Genomic DNA, 19,548 nt, shown 5'->3' with positions numbered 1-19,548 from the left:
GCCGCTCAGTTTAGGAAAAAGACATGAAACAGCTTAAAGTACTGCCACTAGTGGCAATCATCTCAGGGTTAATGGTCGGTTGCGGCGGCGGTGGCGGCGGTGGCGGTGGTGCAGCGCCGAAAACTGCGTTTACTTTTGATTTTGCTATACCAGCAACAATGACTGAAAGTGAAGCAACTACGAAAGGTTGTACTGTATATGACCACAAAACTGAGCTGAACGGCGATAAAACGGTTTTAACCTATAGTGCAGCGTCAAAAGAGCAAGTGACCAACTATGTTATCGGTTACTACTCTGATGCCGATGGCAAAAGATCCGGAGACATTATCAAACCTACCACTGATAACTTTAAGTTTTATCTTGAAGATATCCCTGACGGCGGCTTTGTAACGTTTCAAGCAATAGAATTTAACGGCAAAGAAGCTCGCGTAAACACGTTTTCAAAAGAGTTCTTGCAAGATAAGAAACTACGTAATGCTACTTTTGCACTAAACCGAGACTCTTTGAACAAATGCTTTACTGGCGGTAACTTAGCAAGCAATAAGTTTACTAACTTAGATTACCGAAACGCTGAATCAGGTGGCGGAGATTACAACTTTGTCTCGCAAACCGATATTTTCACGTCTCCGAACCCTGATATGTTGCCTACTGATGAACTGATGGGGCTTAAAGGTGAACCAACGGCATTGTTTCAGTATGAATCAGGTTCAAGCGACAAAGCGCTTTACCAATATGGTATTGGTTCGTGGGGAACTGGTGAGATAGCCTTAGTTAGAGCGGATAATACGTCAAACATTTATTCGTCTTCTGACTATACTTACGACTCGCTTAACATTGGCTTTGTTACTAACGGCTTTGCATATGATGCGTTGAAGCTGGATAAAACGGCCGTTGAATATAATCGCCCTAGTGCAACGAATAAAGAAACTTGGGTATACATGGCGTTCTCAGAGAATCAAGTTAATGGTTGGGAGTCTCTACTTAACGAAACGATCTCTGACGGATGGGATATTGACGTTGATCCGAGTGCTTACTTAAATATTGATAACCTGCCGAACACAAAACCAAGTGTATCAACGCAAGGAAGTGCAGAGTCCGTGATTGATCTGGACATGGGCTTAACATCGTCTACTGAAGGCTTTACTCGTGTCGCTTACTTTGCAACTTCAGGCGACTACAGAGTCACACATCGCATTTTCACAACAAGTGATAGTGATTCTGTTGTTGTTCCTGAATTGCATTACTACAACTTCCCAACATCGGCCGTTAACGGTTTGAAGGTTTCAGCTTCGGACGATTTTAATCGCACTGCTTTAGTAGTGAATGAAGATAGTAATATTGATTCTAAAGTTTTCATGAGCTTCTTCTCCAATGGTGAAGCGTCAGAGCCTGAACTAGATGAAGACCTAGATGGCATCATTACTTCTGAAAAAGAAGGCTTAGAAAATGAAGTGACATTACGTACTTCAAACTCGTTGGTAGTCAGTCGTTTTAATTAATTCATTGCGACCTCGAATAGGTTTCAATTAACACTTTTGTAAATTTATTAAGCCCCTTTGAAAGGGGCTTTTTTATATTTAATATTCAACTTTTGAAGAATATGTTGCTATATATTGCATATTAATTTGTCTATCGTATCTTTCTATTCGAATTATTTAGGTTAATAATTTGTTGCAAGTTTCAAAGGGCGGTGCTAATTTGTTCCGAATTAGAGAGGGCGGAGTCCCTTAATTGCAGTGACAAAAACACAGGGAGTAGGGCGCATGAATGATGTACCAGCGCTAGATATAAAAGACCTGCACAAAACATTTGGACAAAATGAAGTTTTAAAAGGCATTTCACTTGCCGCGCACAAAGGAGATGTTATCTCCATCATTGGCTCTTCCGGCTCAGGTAAGAGTACCTTTCTCAGATGTATCAACTTGCTAGAAACGCCTACCGCGGGCGAAATTTGGGTAAATGGTGAATTAATCCAAATGAAGAACAACAGAGCAGGTGAATCTGTTCCTGCTAATGAAAAGCAAGTCCAACGTATTCGCTCACGCCTGGCAATGGTTTTCCAAGGTTTCAACCTCTGGTCTCACCTAACCGTACTAGAAAACGTGATTGAGGCGCCTGTTCATGTCTTAGGCGTGCCAAAAGCTCAAGCGATTGAAAATGCAGAAGTCTTGCTTAAGAAAGTAGGCTTGTATGAGCGTAAAGATTATTACCCTGGGCACTTATCTGGCGGCCAGCAGCAACGTGCAGCTATTGCCCGTGCGCTAGCAGTTGACCCAGAGGTGATGTTGTTTGACGAGCCAACTTCTGCGCTTGACCCAGAACTTGTAGGAGAAGTTCTGGGGGTAATGAGAGATTTGGCAGATGAAGGGCGAACTATGCTGGTGGTCACGCACGAAATGGCGTTTGCGCGTGACGTATCAAACCATGTGATGTTTTTACATCAAGGCTTAGTGGAAGAACAGGGAAATCCAGCTAAGCTATTTACAAACCCGGATTCAGAACGATTACAGCAGTTTATCTCATCCATTTACTAATATTTGTTAGGCGGCAGACTATTGCCTCCTAAGCCAACACAACAAACAAAACGAAATAAAATAGCAATCACAGGAGTATGGAAATGAAAAAGTGGTTATTAGCAGCAACGATTGCTGCAACGGCTGTATCAGGTGTTGCCCAAGCGAAAGAATGGAAAACAGTTCGCTTTGGTATCGAAGGTGCTTACCCTCCGTTTAGCTGGACAGAAACTGATGGCTCAATAAAAGGCTTTGACGTAGACATGGCAAATGCACTCTGTGAAGAGATGCAAGTGAAGTGCAAAATCGTCGCTCAAGATTGGGATGGTATTATTCCTTCTCTGCTTGCACGTAAGTACGATGCCATCATCGCAGCAATGTCTATCACTGAAGAGCGCAAGAAAAAAGTCGATTTCACTGGCAAGTACGCACAAATTCCAAATAAATTTATCGCTAAGAAAGGTGCGGGTCTAGATTTTGATAATCTTAAAGATGTCAAAATTGGCGTGCAACGTGCGACGACACATGACAAGTACTTAACTGACAACTACGGCGATGATGTTGAAATTGTGCGTTATGGCTCTTTTGATGAAGCGTATCTTGATCTAGAAAATGGTCGAATTGCTGCTGTTTTAGGTGATGCTTCTGCTCTAGAAGAGGGTGTGATCAACAAAGCAGGTGGCGAAGCTTATGAGTTTGTTGGACCATCGTTAACCGATCCAAAATGGTTTGGCGAAGGTATGGGGATCGCTGTTCGTAAACAAGACAAAGATCTAACGAAGAAACTCGACGCAGCAATTATTTCACTACGTGAGAAAGGTGTTTACCAAGAAATTGCTGGTAAATACTTTAACTACGATGTGTACGGTGAATAAACCGTAATTAAGCGACCGTTGGCTTGTTCCTAGAAGTAGTCAACGGTCGATTTTTTGAGTTTAGGGATTAGGAACTCACCTATGCTAGATTTACAAGGGTACGAAGCTTCGATTTTGAAAGGAGCTTTAGTAACAATAGAAGTTGCAGTGCTTTCACTCATTCTCGCCATGGTCTTAGGCATGCTTGGCGCATTAGCTAAGTTAGCGCCTTACAAATGGGCAAGGGCGATTGCCACTCTTTACACCACCGTCATTCGCGGCATTCCAGATTTGGTTCTGATGATGCTAATTTTCTTTGGTGGACAAATACTTTTAAATAACAGCCTTTACTCCATCAACGAAACGCTCAACGAGTGGTTTGCCTCGAGTGATCCAAACCATGAATGGACGTCTTACTTACCTGATTATATTGATGTCAGCCCATTTATAGCTGGTGTACTCACGATTGGTTTTATCTTTGGCGCCTACATGGCGGAGACTTTTCGTGGAGCGATCATGGCGGTGGACAAGGGTGAATTAGAAGCGGCGAAAGCTTATGGGATGAGCTCTGCTTTATCGTTTAGAAGAATCTTGCTTCCTCAGATGATTCGTCATGCATTACCTGGATTTGGTAATAACTGGTTAGTGTTACTTAAGACCACTGCGTTAGTTTCCATTATTGGTCTGGATGACATGGTGAGAATGAGCTCATTGGCAGCAGGTACGACCAAAATGCCGTTCACCTTTTACATGGCTGTCGCGCTCATCTTTCTATTTTTTACCAGCGTTTCGACCGGGCTACTCAAGCTTGTTGAGCGTAAGTTCAGTATTCATGCGAGGTAAGTTATGGACTTTTCTTTGATTATTGAAAGCTTTCCAACTTATCTTCAGGGGCTTTGGACAACAGTTTGGTTAGTGGGATTAGCGTTGGTTATTGGCTTGTGTGTCTCTATCCCATTAGCCGTGGCACGCAATAGTACCAATTACGCTCTAAGCTTACCTTCTTGGGGATTCATTTACTTTTTCCGTGGAACGCCGCTATTGGTTCAGCTGTATTTGATTTACTACGGTATGGATCAGTTTTTCCCTGTTAAAGACACCTTGTGGGAGAACGCTTGGTTCTGTGCTTTGGTCGCTTTTATTCTTAATACATCGGCTTACACCGCAGAAATTATTCGTGGTGCGATTAATGGTTTGCCGAAAGGTGAGGTGGAAGCTGCGAAAGCCTATGGCATGAGTAAGTTTATGACATACAGACGTATTATCTTGCCGAGTGCATTGCGTCGAGCATTACCAGCTTATTCCAACGAGGTCATATTTATGCTGCACGGAAGTGCAGTCGCGGGCATCGTTACCATCATGGATTTAACTGGTGCTGCGCGTCTAGTTAACTCGCGCTACTATGCACCATTTGAGTCTTTCCTGACGGCGGGGCTGTTCTACATGGCACTGACGTTTATGATTTTGTGGTGTTTCAAAGTGGCAGAGAAGCGTTTCTTAGCTTATCTGCGTCCTTTAAGCTAATTATCAATAGAGGCAATAGCACCGGAGTGGGTGCTATTGCTTTTGATAATTTTGTTATCTTCATTCCTATTTTTCCAGCCGATGTAAAAGACTCTTTCTTATTATTCATTAACTTACATTAACATTCGATAAACTCATTGTTTAGTAAGTAAAAATGAAAAAAACAATTCTATCGTTGGGCATTGCCGCCTTAGCCACAGGATGTGGTGGGGGAGAGGGAGAATCACAACCTAATGCTCAAGTAAAACCAACGCAAGCTCCAGTTCAACAAGCTCTGGAAACTGGTAATGCACTGCTCGTTTCTGACCCGAGCGATTTCATTCGAGAAAGTCGTCAGGTTGTAGAAGCCCACAAGATGCAGTCGAATACGATCAAATCTGCAATTGCGAAAAGCCTTTCAGGTCTTTATTGGGATCCAACCCATGATGCCGCGATCTTGGCACCTCAGTATGGCTTCAACGACACCATCTTGATGACCAATAAGGCCATGGCAAGCGGTTACAAAGATCAAGCTCTGTCAATTGGCGTTGCCGGGGATAAGTCTAATGGTCAACGTTACGCACTATTAGGTAGTAACCCATTTAGAACGGCACAACGTTTTCCCGACTCTTCCAACGCGGCGATGACGCAATGGTTAAGTAACCTGGTCACTTGGTTGTCAGGTGGAGTTACTTCAAACGTCGTCATCGCGCAAATGGATCAGTCTTATTACTTTCCGGATGAGCAAGCGACTCGGAATTGGCTGAAAGACAATGTTTCACAAGAGCTGGCGTTTAACGAGGCCAACCTATGCGATGGTTCGAAGCTACTTAGCTGCTTGCAAACCAATACTCCAAACTTATTGATCTTGTCACAGCATCTGCAATCTGGAGATACCAACAAACCAGTACTCGAAGCTTTGGAATACGCTGAGCAAGCCCAAATTCCTGTTCTATACCTGCATTGGGATGGAGGACTAACTGATCTTGGCCAAGACATTTTGGAAAAATTCCATGTTGATTATGTGGGAGATAACTATTGGCGTAAGTTAGGCTTGGTCGACTGGGAACCTTCATCGTTGATGAACGTTGTGCCGGACTCTGTCATCACACAACAAGCGCTGTTGTCTCGTTTTGAATCTCAAAATTTCAACGTTGACTTGTCAAAGTGTGATGACAAATCCTGCCCTGACACTGCGAATATGGACAGTCAATTTTATGCAGGGGCAAACAGCATTCGCCATTGGTTGCAAAAGCTTGATGAACAAAAAGTAGATTTGTTTAATCAAAACGGCTACCAATACGAAAAACTCATGGTATTGCTGGCTGATCATTATCGTCAAACGGTTGTCTTCCCGATGGACAAACAATCAACCCAAATGACCGAATTCCTAAAGTCGTACTTTGCCGATTACGTGCAATACAACAGCCGAAGCGTAAACCCAAAACAACCAAATATGGGGAACTTCAGCCGTAGTGAGTTTAGCCCTGACATAAAGAGAATCAGTGCAACGATTAATATGGAATCAAAGCGTAACTTCCGTTCGGCTGGTGTGTATGCGCTTCCTGGGGAAACCTTTACGGTTAAACGTAATGACAGCAATGATGTGGCGACTAAGATTGTCATCAACACTTTAAGAAGTGGTGCAACTCATGAGTTCAGCAAAGATGGATACACACGACCAAAACTGCTGACTTCATTCGGCTATGAAGTGAAGCCGGGTGAAACCATCACGCTGACTTCTCCTTATGGTGGTCCAGTACAGGTTCACTTTGACAAAAATGATGTTCCGGTTGAACTGAAATTTAATCATGTGGCACAGCATCCAGTTTGGAGAAGTGAGAAGGACAACGACGCTTTTATTCAACAGTTAGAAGCCAATTTATTCGATTGGGCTGAGCTGATCACTCCTGGGTTTGAAGTACACTCAAAGCGCGACAAAATGTTGGAGTCGGTCAACGATGAAATGTGGTCTACCCCTTCGGAAATGGCGCTTGCAACAGAAGAATATGTTCACAACTACCCGCATGTGCTGGCAGGTTTCCAAGGGCCGGGCATAGATGAAGTGCCTGAAATTATTCAATACGCCCAAAACCAAGGTTGGGAAATCGCCAATATTGATATGGTGAAGCACATGAACGCTGACCAAGCGACGTGTGGTTATGGTTGTTCGGGTAACCCTTACGATGCTTACTGGTCATTCAGCCCACTCGGTCACGGTGATTTACATGAGCTTGGTCATGGTTTAGAAAAAGGTCGATTCCGATTTTCAGGCTGGGAAGGGCATTCAACGACCAATTACTACTCGTATTACAGTAAGTCTCGTTTCTTCCAGAATACGGGAAAATTTTCAACTTGCCAAAGCTTGGATTTCAAAGGCCAGTTTGAATTATTGCAAGTTAGCCGAACTCAAGCGGATCCAAACGCATACATGGCTGCGCAAAATCAAACCAGTTGGAGTTGGGGCGCTCGTGTTTACATTCAAATGATGATGGCGGCGCAGCATGAAGGTGTGCTTAAAAATGGTTGGCATTTATTGGCGCGCTTGCACCTGATTGAACGTGAGTTTAACCGCTTAAAATCGGACGATGCGCTTTGGGATGAGAGACGATTGAGCATTGGTTTCGCCAACTACTCTCGGGAAGAAGCAAATAGCATCTCGAACAACGACTGGTTGCTTATTGCTCTGAGCTACATCTCTCAGCGAGATATGACTAACTATCTCGATATGTGGGGGTTCTCGTTCACAGAAAAAGCGAAACAGCAGGTTGTGGCGCTGAATCTACCACCGATGCCGCTCACTTACTTTGCAAGTAGTAATACAGGCTACTGTCTGAACGAATTTGCTCAAACACCGATAACTATTGATGGTCAAACGGTTTGGCCGCTGAATCAGTGATTAAATAGTAATTTGTATGAAAAAGGGAGACTGAGTCTCCCTTCTTATTGGACTAAGCTTAGCGTTGAGTCTCGCTTATAGCTTTGCAATAAATTACTTAAATGTCGACCAGATTGGTGCGTGATCTGAAGGCTTCTCGATACCACGAAGCTCATAGTCGATACCAGATTCAATACACTTTTCCGCTAGAGAAGGGGTTGCCAAAATGACATCAATTCGTAGGCCACGGTTATCATCAAAACCGCGAGAACGGTAGTCAAACCACGAAAATTGATCGTTCACCTCTGGGTATAGCTTACGGAAGGTGTCCACAAAGCCCCAGTCTAGTAAGGTTTTCAACCATTCGCGCTCTTCAGGTTGGAATGAACATTTACCTGTTTTTAGCCAACGTTTACGGTTTGGCTCGCCGATACCGATATCTGCATCAATAGGGCTGATGTTGATGTCACCCATAACAATCAATTGCTCGTCGTTATTGTGATGATCGTTTAGGTAGGTCATCAGATCTTTATAGAATTGGCGCTTGTATGGGAATTTGGTTTCGTGGCTGATGTTATCCCCTTGAGGGAAGTAGCCGTTTAGCACAGTGACCTTTTCGCCGTTTTCATTTAAAAACGTTGCCATGATCATGCGCTTTTGATGTTCTTCGTTATCCGTCGGGAACCCTTTTTGTACGTGTAGAGGCTCTTGCTTACAAAGCATTGCTACGCCGTAATGTGCTTTTTGACCATGAAAATACACTTTGTAGCCCATGGCTTCGACAGCTTCAATCGGGAATGCTTCATCGTGAACTTTAATTTCCTGAAGACCAATTACATCAGGTTGGTGTTTGTCGATTAGCGCTTGGAGTTGGTGCAGTCGCGCACGTAGTCCATTGATGTTAAAGCTGATTACTTTCATTATTTATCCTTTTGGGGCGTACTTTTTATGAATAGTATCATTGTGTAAGAGCACTGAAAATGAGTCTCGGTGAAAGGAGTGAAACGCTCTGAGCTACTTTGCTTTTAATTTGTTTTCTAAGTCGTTTTGCACGATCTTTAAAGCGTTAAGCGCAACTTCTGGATCTATCTCATTGCTCTCAAGCAAATAGATTAAATCGACAGCCAGTTTGATCTCTTCAGGTGCGTCATCTAAAGGCGAGGTTGGTTGGTCAGCCATTATTGATGTTTTTCCCTATGTGTAATTTGGTTCTCTAGCTTAAGAAGTGCTGCTTCACAACGCGCTAAACGTTGCTCGGTTGCTAGTAATACTTTTTGAGCGTCGGCACGCATAAAACTCGGAGCGCTTTCGACAGCACGTTCTTTTTCTAACACCATCTCGCGCAAGCGTCTTGCCCACTCTTGGTGTTGAGCGAGCTCCTGATAAAGCACGTTGATAGGCTTACGGAAATGGCTGCTATGTTTGATTTCATTCTTACGAATTTTAGTGGTAGAAATCTCGCGTTGAATCGCACCGATTTGCGCCACTAACCGTTCAGTGAGGTACTCAGCGCGCAAAGCGGTGAGCTTACCTTCATTTTGCTCACGCACAATCGCATCCAGCGTGGCTTTTGCTTCTTTTACGCAAGGAGTAAGTAAGCGAGAGCGGCAACCAAATAAACGCTCATCAAAAAGCGGAACATGATGTTCGCCTCTTTGACGGTCAAGAACAGCGGCTTGCTTCGCCATTTGTTCTAGATTTTCCTGGAGTTGAGAAATGTTCATGACAAACCTACAAACCATGCGTCATAAGCCAATTTAATGGCTAGTATGCTGACGACAGTAACAAATACAGGACGAATGAATTTAGAACCAAATCTAATAGCGGAGTGCGCGCCAACAAAAGCACCAGCCATTAAACATACTCCCATTGTTAAGCCTAGCACCCAGTTGATATGTCCGAGGAATGCAAAAGTGATCAAAGAGGTAAAGTTACTGGTAAAGTTCATTGCTTTTGCTAAGCCAGAAGCGAGCAAGATATTCAGCCGGTACAGCGCCATTGAACTTACTGTCCAAAAAGCCCCAGTTCCAGGCCCTGCGAGTCCGTCGTAGAATCCTATGGATAAGCCTTGCATGTACTGTTTTTTATGAAGTTTTGGACAAGGCTCGGGTATTGGACTTTGATGAGCAGAGTGGGGTGTTTTATGAAAAACGGTATACAACGCTGCCGCCAAAATAACAAGCGGCAATCCTTTTTCCAGCCAATCCGTACTAATCGCATCTACAAATAGCGTACCTAATGTCGCTCCGACGAGTGTTGCCACGAATGCACGCCTCCAGCATTGAGGTTTGAATAGACGTTTTTTGTAGTACGTAAATGCTGCAGTAGAAGAAGCAAAGGTAGCGGCAAGTTTATTGGTGCCTAGTGCAATATGAGGCGGCAAGCCTAGCGAAAGTAGAGCAGGTACGGTAAGCATGCCACCACCACCGGCAACTGCATCAATAAATCCTGCGACAAAAGCGACAAGCGCCAACACCAACAGCATGGTTGGCTCAATCATTTCCATAAATGGTGATTCTTCTAATATTCTATTTTACGTTTAAATGGAGGTAGTGAGTCGATTAAGGCTTGTCCGTATCGCTTAGTGACTAGGCGTCGATCAAGAATCGTTACTCTACCAGAATCTCTCTCTTTACGCAGTAAGCGACCTACGCTCTGGATCAGCTTTTTGCTTGCGTCTGGTACAGTTATTTGCATAAACGGGTTTCCTCCTTTTTTCTCAATGTATTCGGAATGAGCCTGCTCAACAGGGGAGGTTGGAACGCCAAATGGAATTTTTGTAATCACCAAGTTTTCAAGTAATTCGCCAGGTAAGTCTAGCCCCTCAGAGAAACTGCCAGTACCAAATAAGACGCTGGTTTTATTTGATGCTATTAACTTTTTATGTTTTTTTAGAATTTCTTGACGTGAGCTTTCACCTTGAACTTGCAACGCCCAGCCTTTTTTTATGAACTCCGAAGAGAGTGCCTTCGCGACTTGGTTCATCTGCCAATAGGATGAGAATAATACTAAGTTGGCTTTCTTGTCTTCCAAGTACTTAGGCAATATCTCGATAAGATATTCAGTAAATTGAGGCGCTGGTGGTTCATATTTCATCGCAGGGATGAGCAATTCTGCCTGGTTTTGGTAATCGAATGGTGACGCAAGCGCTAAAAACTGAGTGCCTGATTCTGGTTTTCCATCAATACCAACCTGATGGCAAAAGTAATGGAAAGAGTTTAATGCACGCATCGTTGCGGAAACCAAAATGGCGCCAATACATCTGCTCCAAATCTGTTGGTCGAGTTGCCATCCAATTTCAAGTGGCGAAACACTCACAATGAAATCACCCTCGCGATCGGGGTGGGCTTCTAACCAGCGAGCTAAAGGCGCACCTTTTTCACGAGTTGGTTCAGCCATTAAATGCCATACTTGCGCTAGGTTTTCTAACCTTTGAATGTAGAAACCGAGCTCTGCAAGCGCTGGTTCAGCCAACCTTGTCGCAAGCTCCCCGTCTTTTACTCTTTCCGCAATAAGGTCGGCAATTTTTGCCACGCTCTGATTTGCTTTTTTACTGAACTGTTTTAGTTCTTTGGATTGGTTCTCTAGCCACTCAGGTAGTTCACCGTGTTCGAAGCGGTAGATACCCTCTTCAAATTGAGCTGGGTCGAACTGTTTGGGCAATTGAGTCAGTGCCGGTATCAAGTTCTGAACCGCGTCTTGAAGGTCGTTGCGAAATCGAGCTACGCGTTTCTCGTCTGCGAGTGATGAAAACTTACTAATCGACTGATTTAACTTCTCAAGCCATGCTGCCGCACCTTTTAAACTCGCAGATGCTGAAGCATGGTCACGAGCGACGTGAGGTAAGTGATGTGCCTCGTCGAAGACGTATATCGTATTTTCTGGCTCAGGTAAAATCACGCCGCCACCTAAATCTGCGTCTGCCATGACGAGAGAGTGGTTAGCAATGATGACATCGTTTTTATCCAACTCTGAGCGCGCTTTTTGGAATGGGCAGCCGCGGTGGCCTGGTAAACTGTTATTGCAACTGTGTTTATCACTGACAATCAGTTGCCAAAGCTTATCGTCGATGGGTTTAGGCCAAGAATCACGGTCACCGTCCCATTTACCTTGCGCAAGAGAGCGATGCATTGTTTCTAACAGCTCTATATCTTTTTGCTTAGGTTTGGTTTCAAACATGGCTAACTGGCCACCATCAGCACCGCTAGCAGTAGCGAGCTTTTCTGCACAACAATAGCGTTGACGGCCTTTTGCCAAAATAAAAGAAAACTCTCGGTCGGTAATCCGACGAAAAAGAGGGAGGTCTTTGTTTATGAGCTGCTCTTGCAGAGCGACGGTCGCCGTTGAGATAACCACTTTTCTATTGTTATGTACAGCCACGGGAATGGTCGCCATTAGATAGGAGAGCGATTTACCAATTCCAGTCCCTGCTTCTGCAACGAGTATTCGGTTAGATTTGTGATACTGACCGCACAGCGTTTTTGCAATCTCTGCAACAAGGTAGTTTTGTGCTCTTCTAGGCACAAAGTTATCAAGTTGATCTTGAAGGTTTTGATAGCTATTACGAATCGATTTTTGAATGTTACTGGTCAGCATACGGGCCTCAAATGCGTTGGAGGCGAATAGTAGCACACATCACTAGTTGTACAGTAGTTCACAAAACGGAATGCTTTTATAAGGAATGTAGATCTCCTTCACAAAAAAATATTGAACCTTATCTTAATGAAATTAATTTCATTATATGAAAAATATAAAACTCCAACTTGGTCTGATTTGTGGGTTTTTATTCTTTTTTTTGTTTTTTTAAATTTACTTATTGGATTAAAAAACCATTTGTTAATAATTTTGTAAATTACAAATAATAATGGAGATTGGTTAGATGTTCGTCGAATAAATAAAGGTAAACTTATCAAGTTATTGTTTTATAATGGTATTTTGTTTTTTTTACATTGGTATTTAGAAAATTTGACAGCCAGAATAATCTTTTGCACTCTTAGCTCCAGATTTTGAGGAGGTGCTGTATAACGTTTTGTTAACGCTCTACCTCAAACATATAAAAAAAGGGAACCGGACAAGGATATCCCGAACTAAGAAAAGGCAGTGGATTAATTATGAAAAAAACTCTAGTAGCTCTTGCAGTAGCTGGCATCTCTACGTCTGCTCTAGCAGCAGGCAACATCTACGACAACGGTACAACTTCTTTCAACCTTAAAGGTGAGATCGATACTTACGTAAGTACTGTTGAACGTAAAGAAAACGGTAAAACTTCTACTAAGCGTGATGTAGACGTTGACCTTTGGGCTAAAGTCCAAGTCGATGCTGAACACAAACTAAACCAAGACGTTAAGGTATTCGGTTCATTTGAACTAGAAAACGGTGAATTCTTCGATAACGACAACAAACTTACTGGTGAAATTGACGGAGAACACGCACGTGTACGCACAGATGATCTTTACTTCGGTGCTTACTTCGGTGACAACTGGGGTGTAGCTGTTGGCGAAGTTGGTGACTTTGGTGATTCTCTGGACGCAATCACTATCGACAACACTAACGAAGGTCTTGGCTACGTTGATGACTTCGTAAAATCAAAAGAAAGTGCTGGTCACGCTGTTTCTGTTAAAGGTAGTTTCGATAAGCTAACTGTTATCGCTGATGCATACTTAGATCAAGACGAGAAAATCGATACTGCATTCGGTCTATCTGCACAATACGCAATCAACGAAATGTTCACTGTTGGTGCTTCTTACCAAGATCAAGAAAACCGTAACCTTGCTGGTGATGACTACCAAGTAATGGGCGCAGCTGTTCGTTTCAACATGGACAACTTCTCTGCTGCAGTTAACTACGTTGCTGAAGAGCTAAACAAAGCTGACCAAGATACATGGTCTGCAGTAGCAGCTTACCAAATGAACGAAGCTCGCGTTTACACTTCATTCGGTTTCACTGAGTACGAAGGCGACCACGACCAATCTTACTACACGTTTGGTGCTGACTACGCTGTAACTGGTAACGTTCTAACGTTCATCGAATACACTGCAAGCGAAAACGATAACAAAGATGCTTCTATGAAAACTGAAGGCGATATCGTAGTTGCTGGTGTTTACTACACGTTCTAATCGCAGAACTTAAGTAGATATAGTAAAGGTCGCATTTATTGCGGCCTTTTTTATATTAATAGCTTGTATCTCCTTAGGCACCTGAAAGCATTGACCAAGTGAGTACATGAAGATTTTTGAGAATTGAATGCGCTTACCAGTTATCTACAGTCAATGATGTAGAAATGATTGGCTTTTCAGCAATGATTTCCTCAAACTGTGATGAATCGTAAGCGATATTTAACTCTTTTGATGTAATTAATTGAATTTTAAGGTTATTAGGATATGAGACTAAAAGCTTGGACAGTAGCATTTGTGCTTGGGTTGTTTGGTACAACAGCGAACGCAGACACAACAAATAAAGCTGATACTTCAGCAACCCTAACTACCGCTCAAGGCGTTCAAGTGTTATTTGTAAATGGCGTTAGTGCGGATGATTTGAGTGAACCGTTTGGTCTTGTTGATGGCTATAACCAAGTAGTTGTAAAAGTAAACAAAGCGATTGGGCGTGGTGATAAACGTACTCAAGTTTACTCTGCACCATACATTCTTGGCTTTAGTTCTGGCACGGGTGAGCTTTATATTGATGCGCCACCTTTTAGAGAAAAACGTCAGGCAGACAAGCTGTTTGAGCAAGATAAAATGGACTGGAAAGTAAGTTTCAACGATAAGTCTATTGATTACTCGCAATATAAAATGCCAGGTGAGAAAGGCGCGTTCCCATATTCAAACCTTGATGAGCAACTAGCGGAGTACAATGAAGCTCATGGCGTTTTCTTTGCAAACGGCAAGAGAGTCGAATTGTCTGAGCTACAAGCAGCGACGGCTGAAATTGTAACCAGCAAAAGCGCGCAAAGAGTAAAATCACCCGTAACAAAAGCGAAGATTGCCTACCTAGAAATGACAGACGAAGAACGTCAGGCATTCAAGAAGTGGGTTGCTCAACAATAATCGTTATTGGTAACGACAAAAACTAAAAAAGCAGGCGATTGCCTGCTATTATGTTTTTTGAGGTTTAAGCCTAGAGCTTTATTTCTCGCCACTCCCCTGGCTTTAAATCGTCAAGAACAATGCCGCCCATCGAGTAACGAACTAAACGCAGCGTTGGGAAGCCAATGTGCGCAGTCATGCGACGCACCTGGCGATTTCTTCCTTCAATAATGGTAATGGCTAACCAAGTTGTTGGGATATTTGCCCGAAAACGAACAGGAGGGGTTCTATCCCAGACTTGTGGTTCTGGAATCACTTCAACTTCGGCTGGTAGGGTCATGCCATCTTTTAGCTCTACTCCCTTTCTCAATTTTTCAAGATCTTGCTCTTGAGGAGCGCCATCGACTTGAACCCAATAAGTCTTCGGCGATTTTGACTTTGGCTGCGTTAGCTTCGCCTGCAAGATGCCATCGTTAGTGAGTACCATCAAACCTTCGCTGTCTCGGTCCAATCGGCCAGCCGCATAGACATCTTTGATTGGGATATAGTCCGCTAACGTTTTGCGACCATCGCCATCGGTAAATTGACTGAGCGTATCGTAAGGCTTGTTGAATATAATGACTTTACGGTCTTTTGGATCCACTTTTGGCTTTTGGTTTCTTGCTGAGCGAACAGGGCGACGGTTTGTTTGGGTACGAGTCTTTGAGCTATTGCGAGCTCCTGAGTGTTTAAATCGGCCCGTTTGGGATTGATTGCGACCGCGACCTTTTTCATGACCTGTACGAGATGACATGTTAACTACCCTGCAAAAATGTAAATGAACTGTGTTTGAAAGTTTTAAGTTTTCTCATGATCGGATATGATTTGCGCGCCTAAAACTAACAAACGCGCACAGAATGATAGACTAATTCGTGTTATTTGTTTAATTATATCAGTGCACTCATGGATTCAGAGCCCAGAGCTTCAAACTACAACAAAGAGTGCGAACCGCATGTGGCGTTAGTGAGGAGACATGTACTGCTAACGTGCAGCAATGCGTCAATTAAACCAACTCAGACGCTGAGTTGATCAGCCAACAAGTTGATTAAAAAATAGGGAAATTTCATGCCTACAGAAAAACCTACAATTATCTACACCATCACTGATGAAGCGCCGGCGCTAGCAACTTATTCATTACTACCAATCATTCAATCATTCACAGCATCGTCTGGCATCAATGTAGATACTCGTGATATTTCACTAGCAGGTCGAATTATCGCTAACTTCCCAGAGCATCTAAAAGAAGAACAGCGCATTGGCGATGCGTTGACAGAGCTTGGTGAACTAGCTCAAACTCCAGAAGCAAATATCATCAAGCTACCTAACATTTCAGCTTCAGTTCCTCAGCTTAAAGCGGCGATTAAAGAGCTTCAGGCGAAAGGTTACGATTTACCAAACTACCCAGAAGAACCGAGCACGTACGAAGAGAAAGCGATTAAAGCGGCTTACGACAAAATCAAAGGTAGTGCGGTTAACCCAGTACTTCGTGAAGGTAACTCAGACCGTCGTGCTCCAACTTCGGTTAAGAACTACGCGAAGAAAAATCCACATTCAATGGGTGCGTGGTCATCAGAGTCTAAGTCTCATGTCGCGAGCATGTCAGATAACGACTTCTTTGGGAGCGAAAAGTCGACAACCATCTCTGGCGCAACAGAGGTCAAAATCGAGTTCGTCGGTAATGACGGTACAGTTAAAGAGCTTAAGCCGGCTTTCCCATTACTAGATAAAGAAGTCATTGACACTTCAGTGATGAAGAAGAAGGCGCTGGTTGAATTTTTCGAGAAAGAGATTGCTGAAGCGAAAGCACAAGACGTGCTGCTGTCTCTTCATATGAAAGCGACAATGATGAAAGTTTCTGACCCTGTCATTTTCGGCCATGCAGTAAAAGTTTACTACAAAGACGTTTTCGATAAGTACGGCAAGCTGTTTGAAGAGCTAGGCGTTGATGTAAACAATGGCATCGGTGATGTTTACTCAAAAATTGAGTCTTTACCTGAAGCGCAAAAAGCAGAAATTGAAGCGGCCATTCAAGCGGTTTACCAAACTCAACCAGAACTTGCGATGGTTGACTCTGATCGTGGTATCACAAACTTACATGTACCAAGCGACATTATTGTAGATGCTTCTATGCCAGCAATGCTTCGCTCTTCTGGTCAAATGTGGGGACCAGATGGTAAACAAAAAGACACCAAAGCGATGATACCAGATCGTAGCTACGCAGGTATTTACCAAGCGGTGATTGATTTCTGTAAAGAGCACGGCGCATTTGACCCGACCACTATGGGTAGCGTGCCTAACGTTGGCTTAATGGCTCAAAAGGCAGAAGAATATGGTTCTCACGACAAGACGTTCATTCTAGATGCAGCGGGTACCGTTCGCGTTGTTGATACTGCGGGTAACGTATTGTTAGAGCAAGCGGTTGAAGAAGGCGATATCTTCCGTATGTGTCAGGTGAAGGACGCACCAATCCAAGATTGGGTTAAACTAGCAGTGACTCGCGCACGTGCAACAGGTGTTCCAGCCGTATTCTGGCTAGACGAAAACCGTGCGCACGATGCTGAACTCATTAAGAAAGTAAATACCTACTTACCAGAGCACGATACTGACGGTCTAGAGATTAAGATCCTATCTCCTGTTGATGCTTGTAAGTACTCGCTAGAGCGTATGAAAGCGGGTTTGGATACTATCTCTGTAACGGGTAACGTTCTTCGTGACTACCTAACAGACCTGTTCCCAATTCTAGAGTTAGGCACGTCAGCTAAGATGCTATCTATCGTTCCATTGATGAATGGCGGTGGTCTATTTGAAACAGGTGCTGGTGGTTCTGCTCCTAAGCATGTTCAACAAGTAGAAAAAGAGAATCACCTTCGTTGGGATTCTTTAGGTGAGTTCTTAGCACTAGCTGCATCCCTGGAACATCTAAGTGTGGTGGCAAACAACCCGAAAGCACAAGTTTTGGCGGATACGCTAGACAAAGCGACTGGTGAGTTTTTAGATACCAACAAGTCTCCATCACGTAAAGTGGGCGAATTAGATAATCGCGGTAGTCATTTCTACCTCGCACTTTACTGGGCGAAAGCACTTGCCGAGCAAACAGACGATGCTGATCTCGCTGCTGAGTTTGCACCGATTGCGAAAGCGTTGTCAGAGCATGAAGAAAAAATCGTCGCTGAGCTAAACAACGCACAGGGTGTGAAAGGAGAGCTGGGCGGTTACTACCTGCTAGACGATGCATTGGTTTCTAAGTTGATGCGCCCAAGCGAAACTTTTAACGCGATCATTAACAAGTAAAATAGATGAAAAGAGCACGTCGTTTTCGACGTGTTTCTTATTTTATCAATACTTTGTATGTGGTCTATCTGCATTTCATAAGCTACAAATAGTAAGAAACCCGCTATCTTGGCGGGTTTATTTTTCTCTTCGGAACATCAAAATGATGTTTCGAGAGCAATATTTTTATTTTTCGACAGCGCTCTAATTATTTGGCTTGACCTTCAAGAGGCACGACGCTACTCGCGTGACAGCCTTTGGGACCTTTTTCAATCTCGTATGAGACTTGTTGGCCTGCTTTCAGTGTACGATAACCGTCCATCTGGATAGTTGAGTAGTGGGCAAAGATATCTCCCTCTTCTTCATCTGAACAAATAAACCCAAATCCTTTGGCATTGTTAAACCACTTTACTGTACCTGTAGCCATGCTTTTACATCCCTCATGCATTTTTTACTGAGTTGTTACAACAACCAAGTTATACCTTTAACCTGGTACTACTATTGTCAGCGAACGCTAACAAACATCTAGTCAATGAGACATCACATTCACCAAGCTGCTTAAAAACAAATGGATTCAAAATGACGATTTATGCATCAACACTTTCCACTGTAGTCAATGAATCCCGACAGTCAATAGCATTAAGCAACAAACAGAAACATAATTGAAAACAAATCACTTTTGAGATTAACAAATTTGCAAACAGTTTTTCGTATATACGCGGAAGTTTGGTCAATTAGCCTGCAAAGTAGCATTCACTGGAAAAACCATACTGTTCGTGTTGCTTATGATAGACGAATCCTCTAACTGAATAAAAAATGAAGTTTTCGTGATAATTACCCCATTCTCAGTTAGGAAGTGTGATCTCGGTAGAAGACTGAGAGATGTTTTGCAATAGCTCGGAGGGGGTAAAAAGAAAGTTATTTTATAAGTAAAAATGTGTAACTTATCGACAAGCATCTTTTATTTGCGCCCCCTCAAGACCTGCATTAGTCTCTATATTAGGTAGCAACTTTTATCGATCAAAGATCGAATTCGGTGCCATATCTCACTACACCGCGCTGCACGCTTGTGGTAGATTGTTTTTATAGGTCGAAAACATCAACCCTTTGATACGATATCTTTGAATTGCCATGAGTAAAAATTTTGAATGGGTCACTCCGGACTCTGATCTTCTGGAGCGAGAAAGTACGAAAGTTCAGCCACCTAAGCTGTACAATGTTGTACTAAATAATGATGACTATACACCTATGGATTTCGTCATAGAGGTACTTGAGCGATTCTTTTCACATGACATTGATAAAGCGACTCAGATCATGCTCAAGATTCACTATGAAGGAAAGGCAATCTGTGGCACATACAGTGCAGAAATTGCCGAAACAAAAGTAGCGCAAGTTACGATGTACGCAAGGGAAAATGAACATCCGCTACTTTGCACTATGGAGCAAGCGTAAACAAAGAAGACTTG

17 protein-coding genes are annotated in these 19,548 nt (G+C 43.1%); 10 read left to right on the top strand and 7 right to left on the bottom strand.

Features of this window, described 5'->3' with window-relative positions:
* Positions 1-23: 23 nt before the first annotated feature.
* The 6 genes from R7Z49_RS13510 to R7Z49_RS13485 all read left to right on the top strand — a co-directional run bounded on the left by R7Z49_RS13510 (position 24) and on the right by R7Z49_RS13485 (position 7,769).
* Positions 24-1,499 (top strand): hypothetical protein, encoded by a 1,476-nt coding sequence (locus tag R7Z49_RS13510; protein WP_017820023.1) that lies wholly within the window; start codon positions 24-26, stop codon positions 1,497-1,499.
* 264 nt (positions 1,500-1,763) lie between these two features.
* The gene (locus tag R7Z49_RS13505) at positions 1,764-2,534 is read left to right on the top strand and encodes an ABC transporter ATP-binding protein (RefSeq protein ID WP_005378438.1); all 771 of its coding nucleotides are present in this window, start codon (positions 1,764-1,766) and stop codon (positions 2,532-2,534) included.
* 83 nt (positions 2,535-2,617) lie between these two features.
* Positions 2,618-3,388: an ABC transporter substrate-binding protein gene (locus R7Z49_RS13500; protein WP_005378437.1), complete on the top strand. Its 771-nt coding sequence runs from the start codon at positions 2,618-2,620 to the stop codon at positions 3,386-3,388.
* An 81-nt stretch (positions 3,389-3,469) separates the two neighbouring features.
* Positions 3,470-4,210 carry an ABC transporter permease gene (locus tag R7Z49_RS13495; RefSeq protein ID WP_005378436.1) on the top strand — a complete coding sequence of 247 codons (741 nt, stop codon included), beginning with the start codon at positions 3,470-3,472 and terminating at the stop codon, positions 4,208-4,210.
* Between the two features lie 3 nt (positions 4,211-4,213).
* The gene (locus R7Z49_RS13490; protein WP_005378435.1) at positions 4,214-4,891 is read left to right on the top strand and encodes an ABC transporter permease; all 678 of its coding nucleotides are present in this window, start codon (positions 4,214-4,216) and stop codon (positions 4,889-4,891) included.
* 154 nt (positions 4,892-5,045) lie between these two features.
* Complete coding sequence (locus R7Z49_RS13485; protein WP_318111742.1) at positions 5,046-7,769, top strand: ImpA family metalloprotease; 2,724 nt, start codon at positions 5,046-5,048, stop codon at positions 7,767-7,769.
* Between the two features lie 93 nt (positions 7,770-7,862).
* Here the strand turns inward: R7Z49_RS13485 and xthA are convergent, their stop codons facing one another.
* The 5 genes from xthA to dinG form a co-directional block, all read right to left on the bottom strand.
* Complete coding sequence (xthA, locus tag R7Z49_RS13480; protein WP_005378433.1) at positions 7,863-8,669, bottom strand: exodeoxyribonuclease III; 807 nt, start codon at positions 8,667-8,669, stop codon at positions 7,863-7,865.
* Positions 8,670-8,762: 93 nt separating this feature from the next.
* Positions 8,763-8,927 carry a pleiotropic regulatory protein RsmS gene (rsmS, locus tag R7Z49_RS13475; RefSeq protein WP_005378432.1) on the bottom strand — a complete coding sequence of 55 codons (165 nt, stop codon included), beginning with the start codon at positions 8,925-8,927 and terminating at the stop codon, positions 8,763-8,765.
* Positions 8,927-9,472, bottom strand: a complete 546-nt coding sequence (locus tag R7Z49_RS13470; RefSeq protein WP_005378431.1) for a primosomal replication protein — start codon at positions 9,470-9,472, stop codon at positions 8,927-8,929. Before R7Z49_RS13470 ends, rsmS begins: the two co-directional genes overlap by 1 nt.
* Positions 9,469-10,254: a sulfite exporter TauE/SafE family protein gene (locus R7Z49_RS13465; RefSeq protein WP_005387866.1), complete on the bottom strand. Its 786-nt coding sequence runs from the start codon at positions 10,252-10,254 to the stop codon at positions 9,469-9,471. The genes R7Z49_RS13470 and R7Z49_RS13465 overlap by 4 nt, the downstream gene beginning before the upstream one ends.
* A 14-nt stretch (positions 10,255-10,268) precedes the next feature.
* Entirely contained in the window at positions 10,269-12,344 is a 2,076-nt protein-coding gene (gene dinG / locus R7Z49_RS13460) for an ATP-dependent DNA helicase DinG (protein ID WP_213880051.1), read from the bottom strand.
* 515 nt (positions 12,345-12,859) lie between these two features.
* Here dinG and R7Z49_RS13455 point away from each other — a divergent pair.
* Complete coding sequence (locus R7Z49_RS13455) at positions 12,860-13,864, top strand: porin (protein ID WP_005390692.1); 1,005 nt, start codon at positions 12,860-12,862, stop codon at positions 13,862-13,864.
* A 264-nt stretch (positions 13,865-14,128) separates the two neighbouring features.
* The gene (locus R7Z49_RS13450) at positions 14,129-14,794 is read left to right on the top strand and encodes a DUF2057 domain-containing protein (protein ID WP_318075760.1); all 666 of its coding nucleotides are present in this window, start codon (positions 14,129-14,131) and stop codon (positions 14,792-14,794) included.
* Positions 14,795-14,864: 70 nt separating this feature from the next.
* Here R7Z49_RS13450 and R7Z49_RS13445 read toward each other — a convergent pair whose 3' ends face one another.
* Entirely contained in the window at positions 14,865-15,566 is a 702-nt protein-coding gene (locus R7Z49_RS13445; protein WP_318075761.1) for a pseudouridine synthase, read from the bottom strand.
* Positions 15,567-15,877: 311 nt separating this feature from the next.
* Between R7Z49_RS13445 and R7Z49_RS13440 the strand changes: the two genes are divergently transcribed.
* Complete coding sequence (locus R7Z49_RS13440) at positions 15,878-18,103, top strand: NADP-dependent isocitrate dehydrogenase (RefSeq protein WP_053807162.1); 2,226 nt, start codon at positions 15,878-15,880, stop codon at positions 18,101-18,103.
* Between the two features lie 187 nt (positions 18,104-18,290).
* Here R7Z49_RS13440 and cspD read toward each other — a convergent pair whose 3' ends face one another.
* The gene (gene cspD / locus R7Z49_RS13435) at positions 18,291-18,509 is read right to left on the bottom strand and encodes a cold shock domain-containing protein CspD (protein WP_005378407.1); all 219 of its coding nucleotides are present in this window, start codon (positions 18,507-18,509) and stop codon (positions 18,291-18,293) included.
* A 704-nt stretch (positions 18,510-19,213) separates the two neighbouring features.
* On the opposite strand from cspD, the gene clpS reads away from it, so the two are divergent.
* On the top strand, positions 19,214-19,534 hold the full coding sequence (gene clpS, locus R7Z49_RS13430) for an ATP-dependent Clp protease adapter ClpS (RefSeq protein ID WP_031780157.1): 321 nt from the start codon (positions 19,214-19,216) through the stop codon (positions 19,532-19,534).
* Positions 19,535-19,548: the final 14 nt, after the last annotated feature.

It is taken from the genome of Vibrio sp. 1562, from assembly GCF_033340155.1.
Taxonomy (GTDB): Bacteria; Pseudomonadota; Gammaproteobacteria; order Enterobacterales; family Vibrionaceae; genus Vibrio; species Vibrio alginolyticus.
This window is presented reverse-complemented; position numbering and strand designations above follow the sequence as displayed.

What these genes read in the sequence shown, in the direction of transcription:
- R7Z49_RS13510 (WP_017820023.1), top strand. Translation starts at nt 24, where the DNA reads ATGAAACAGCTTAAAGTACTGCCACTAGTGGCAATCATCTCAGGGTTA.
- R7Z49_RS13505 (WP_005378438.1), top strand. Translation starts at nt 1,764, where the DNA reads ATGAATGATGTACCAGCGCTAGATATAAAAGACCTGCACAAAACATTT.
- R7Z49_RS13500 (WP_005378437.1), top strand. Translation starts at nt 2,618, where the DNA reads ATGAAAAAGTGGTTATTAGCAGCAACGATTGCTGCAACGGCTGTATCA.
- R7Z49_RS13495 (WP_005378436.1), top strand. Translation starts at nt 3,470, where the DNA reads ATGCTAGATTTACAAGGGTACGAAGCTTCGATTTTGAAAGGAGCTTTA.
- R7Z49_RS13490 (WP_005378435.1), top strand. Translation starts at nt 4,214, where the DNA reads ATGGACTTTTCTTTGATTATTGAAAGCTTTCCAACTTATCTTCAGGGG.
- R7Z49_RS13485 (WP_318111742.1), top strand. Translation starts at nt 5,046, where the DNA reads ATGAAAAAAACAATTCTATCGTTGGGCATTGCCGCCTTAGCCACAGGA.
- xthA (WP_005378433.1), bottom strand. Translation starts at nt 8,669, where the DNA reads ATGAAAGTAATCAGCTTTAACATCAATGGACTACGTGCGCGACTGCAC.
- rsmS (WP_005378432.1), bottom strand. Translation starts at nt 8,927, where the DNA reads ATGGCTGACCAACCAACCTCGCCTTTAGATGACGCACCTGAAGAGATC.
- R7Z49_RS13470 (WP_005378431.1), bottom strand. Translation starts at nt 9,472, where the DNA reads ATGAACATTTCTCAACTCCAGGAAAATCTAGAACAAATGGCGAAGCAA.
- R7Z49_RS13465 (WP_005387866.1), bottom strand. Translation starts at nt 10,254, where the DNA reads ATGGAAATGATTGAGCCAACCATGCTGTTGGTGTTGGCGCTTGTCGCT.
- dinG (WP_213880051.1), bottom strand. Translation starts at nt 12,344, where the DNA reads ATGCTGACCAGTAACATTCAAAAATCGATTCGTAATAGCTATCAAAAC.
- R7Z49_RS13455 (WP_005390692.1), top strand. Translation starts at nt 12,860, where the DNA reads ATGAAAAAAACTCTAGTAGCTCTTGCAGTAGCTGGCATCTCTACGTCT.
- R7Z49_RS13450 (WP_318075760.1), top strand. Translation starts at nt 14,129, where the DNA reads ATGAGACTAAAAGCTTGGACAGTAGCATTTGTGCTTGGGTTGTTTGGT.
- R7Z49_RS13445 (WP_318075761.1), bottom strand. Translation starts at nt 15,566, where the DNA reads ATGTCATCTCGTACAGGTCATGAAAAAGGTCGCGGTCGCAATCAATCC.
- R7Z49_RS13440 (WP_053807162.1), top strand. Translation starts at nt 15,878, where the DNA reads ATGCCTACAGAAAAACCTACAATTATCTACACCATCACTGATGAAGCG.
- cspD (WP_005378407.1), bottom strand. Translation starts at nt 18,509, where the DNA reads ATGGCTACAGGTACAGTAAAGTGGTTTAACAATGCCAAAGGATTTGGG.
- clpS (WP_031780157.1), top strand. Translation starts at nt 19,214, where the DNA reads ATGAGTAAAAATTTTGAATGGGTCACTCCGGACTCTGATCTTCTGGAG.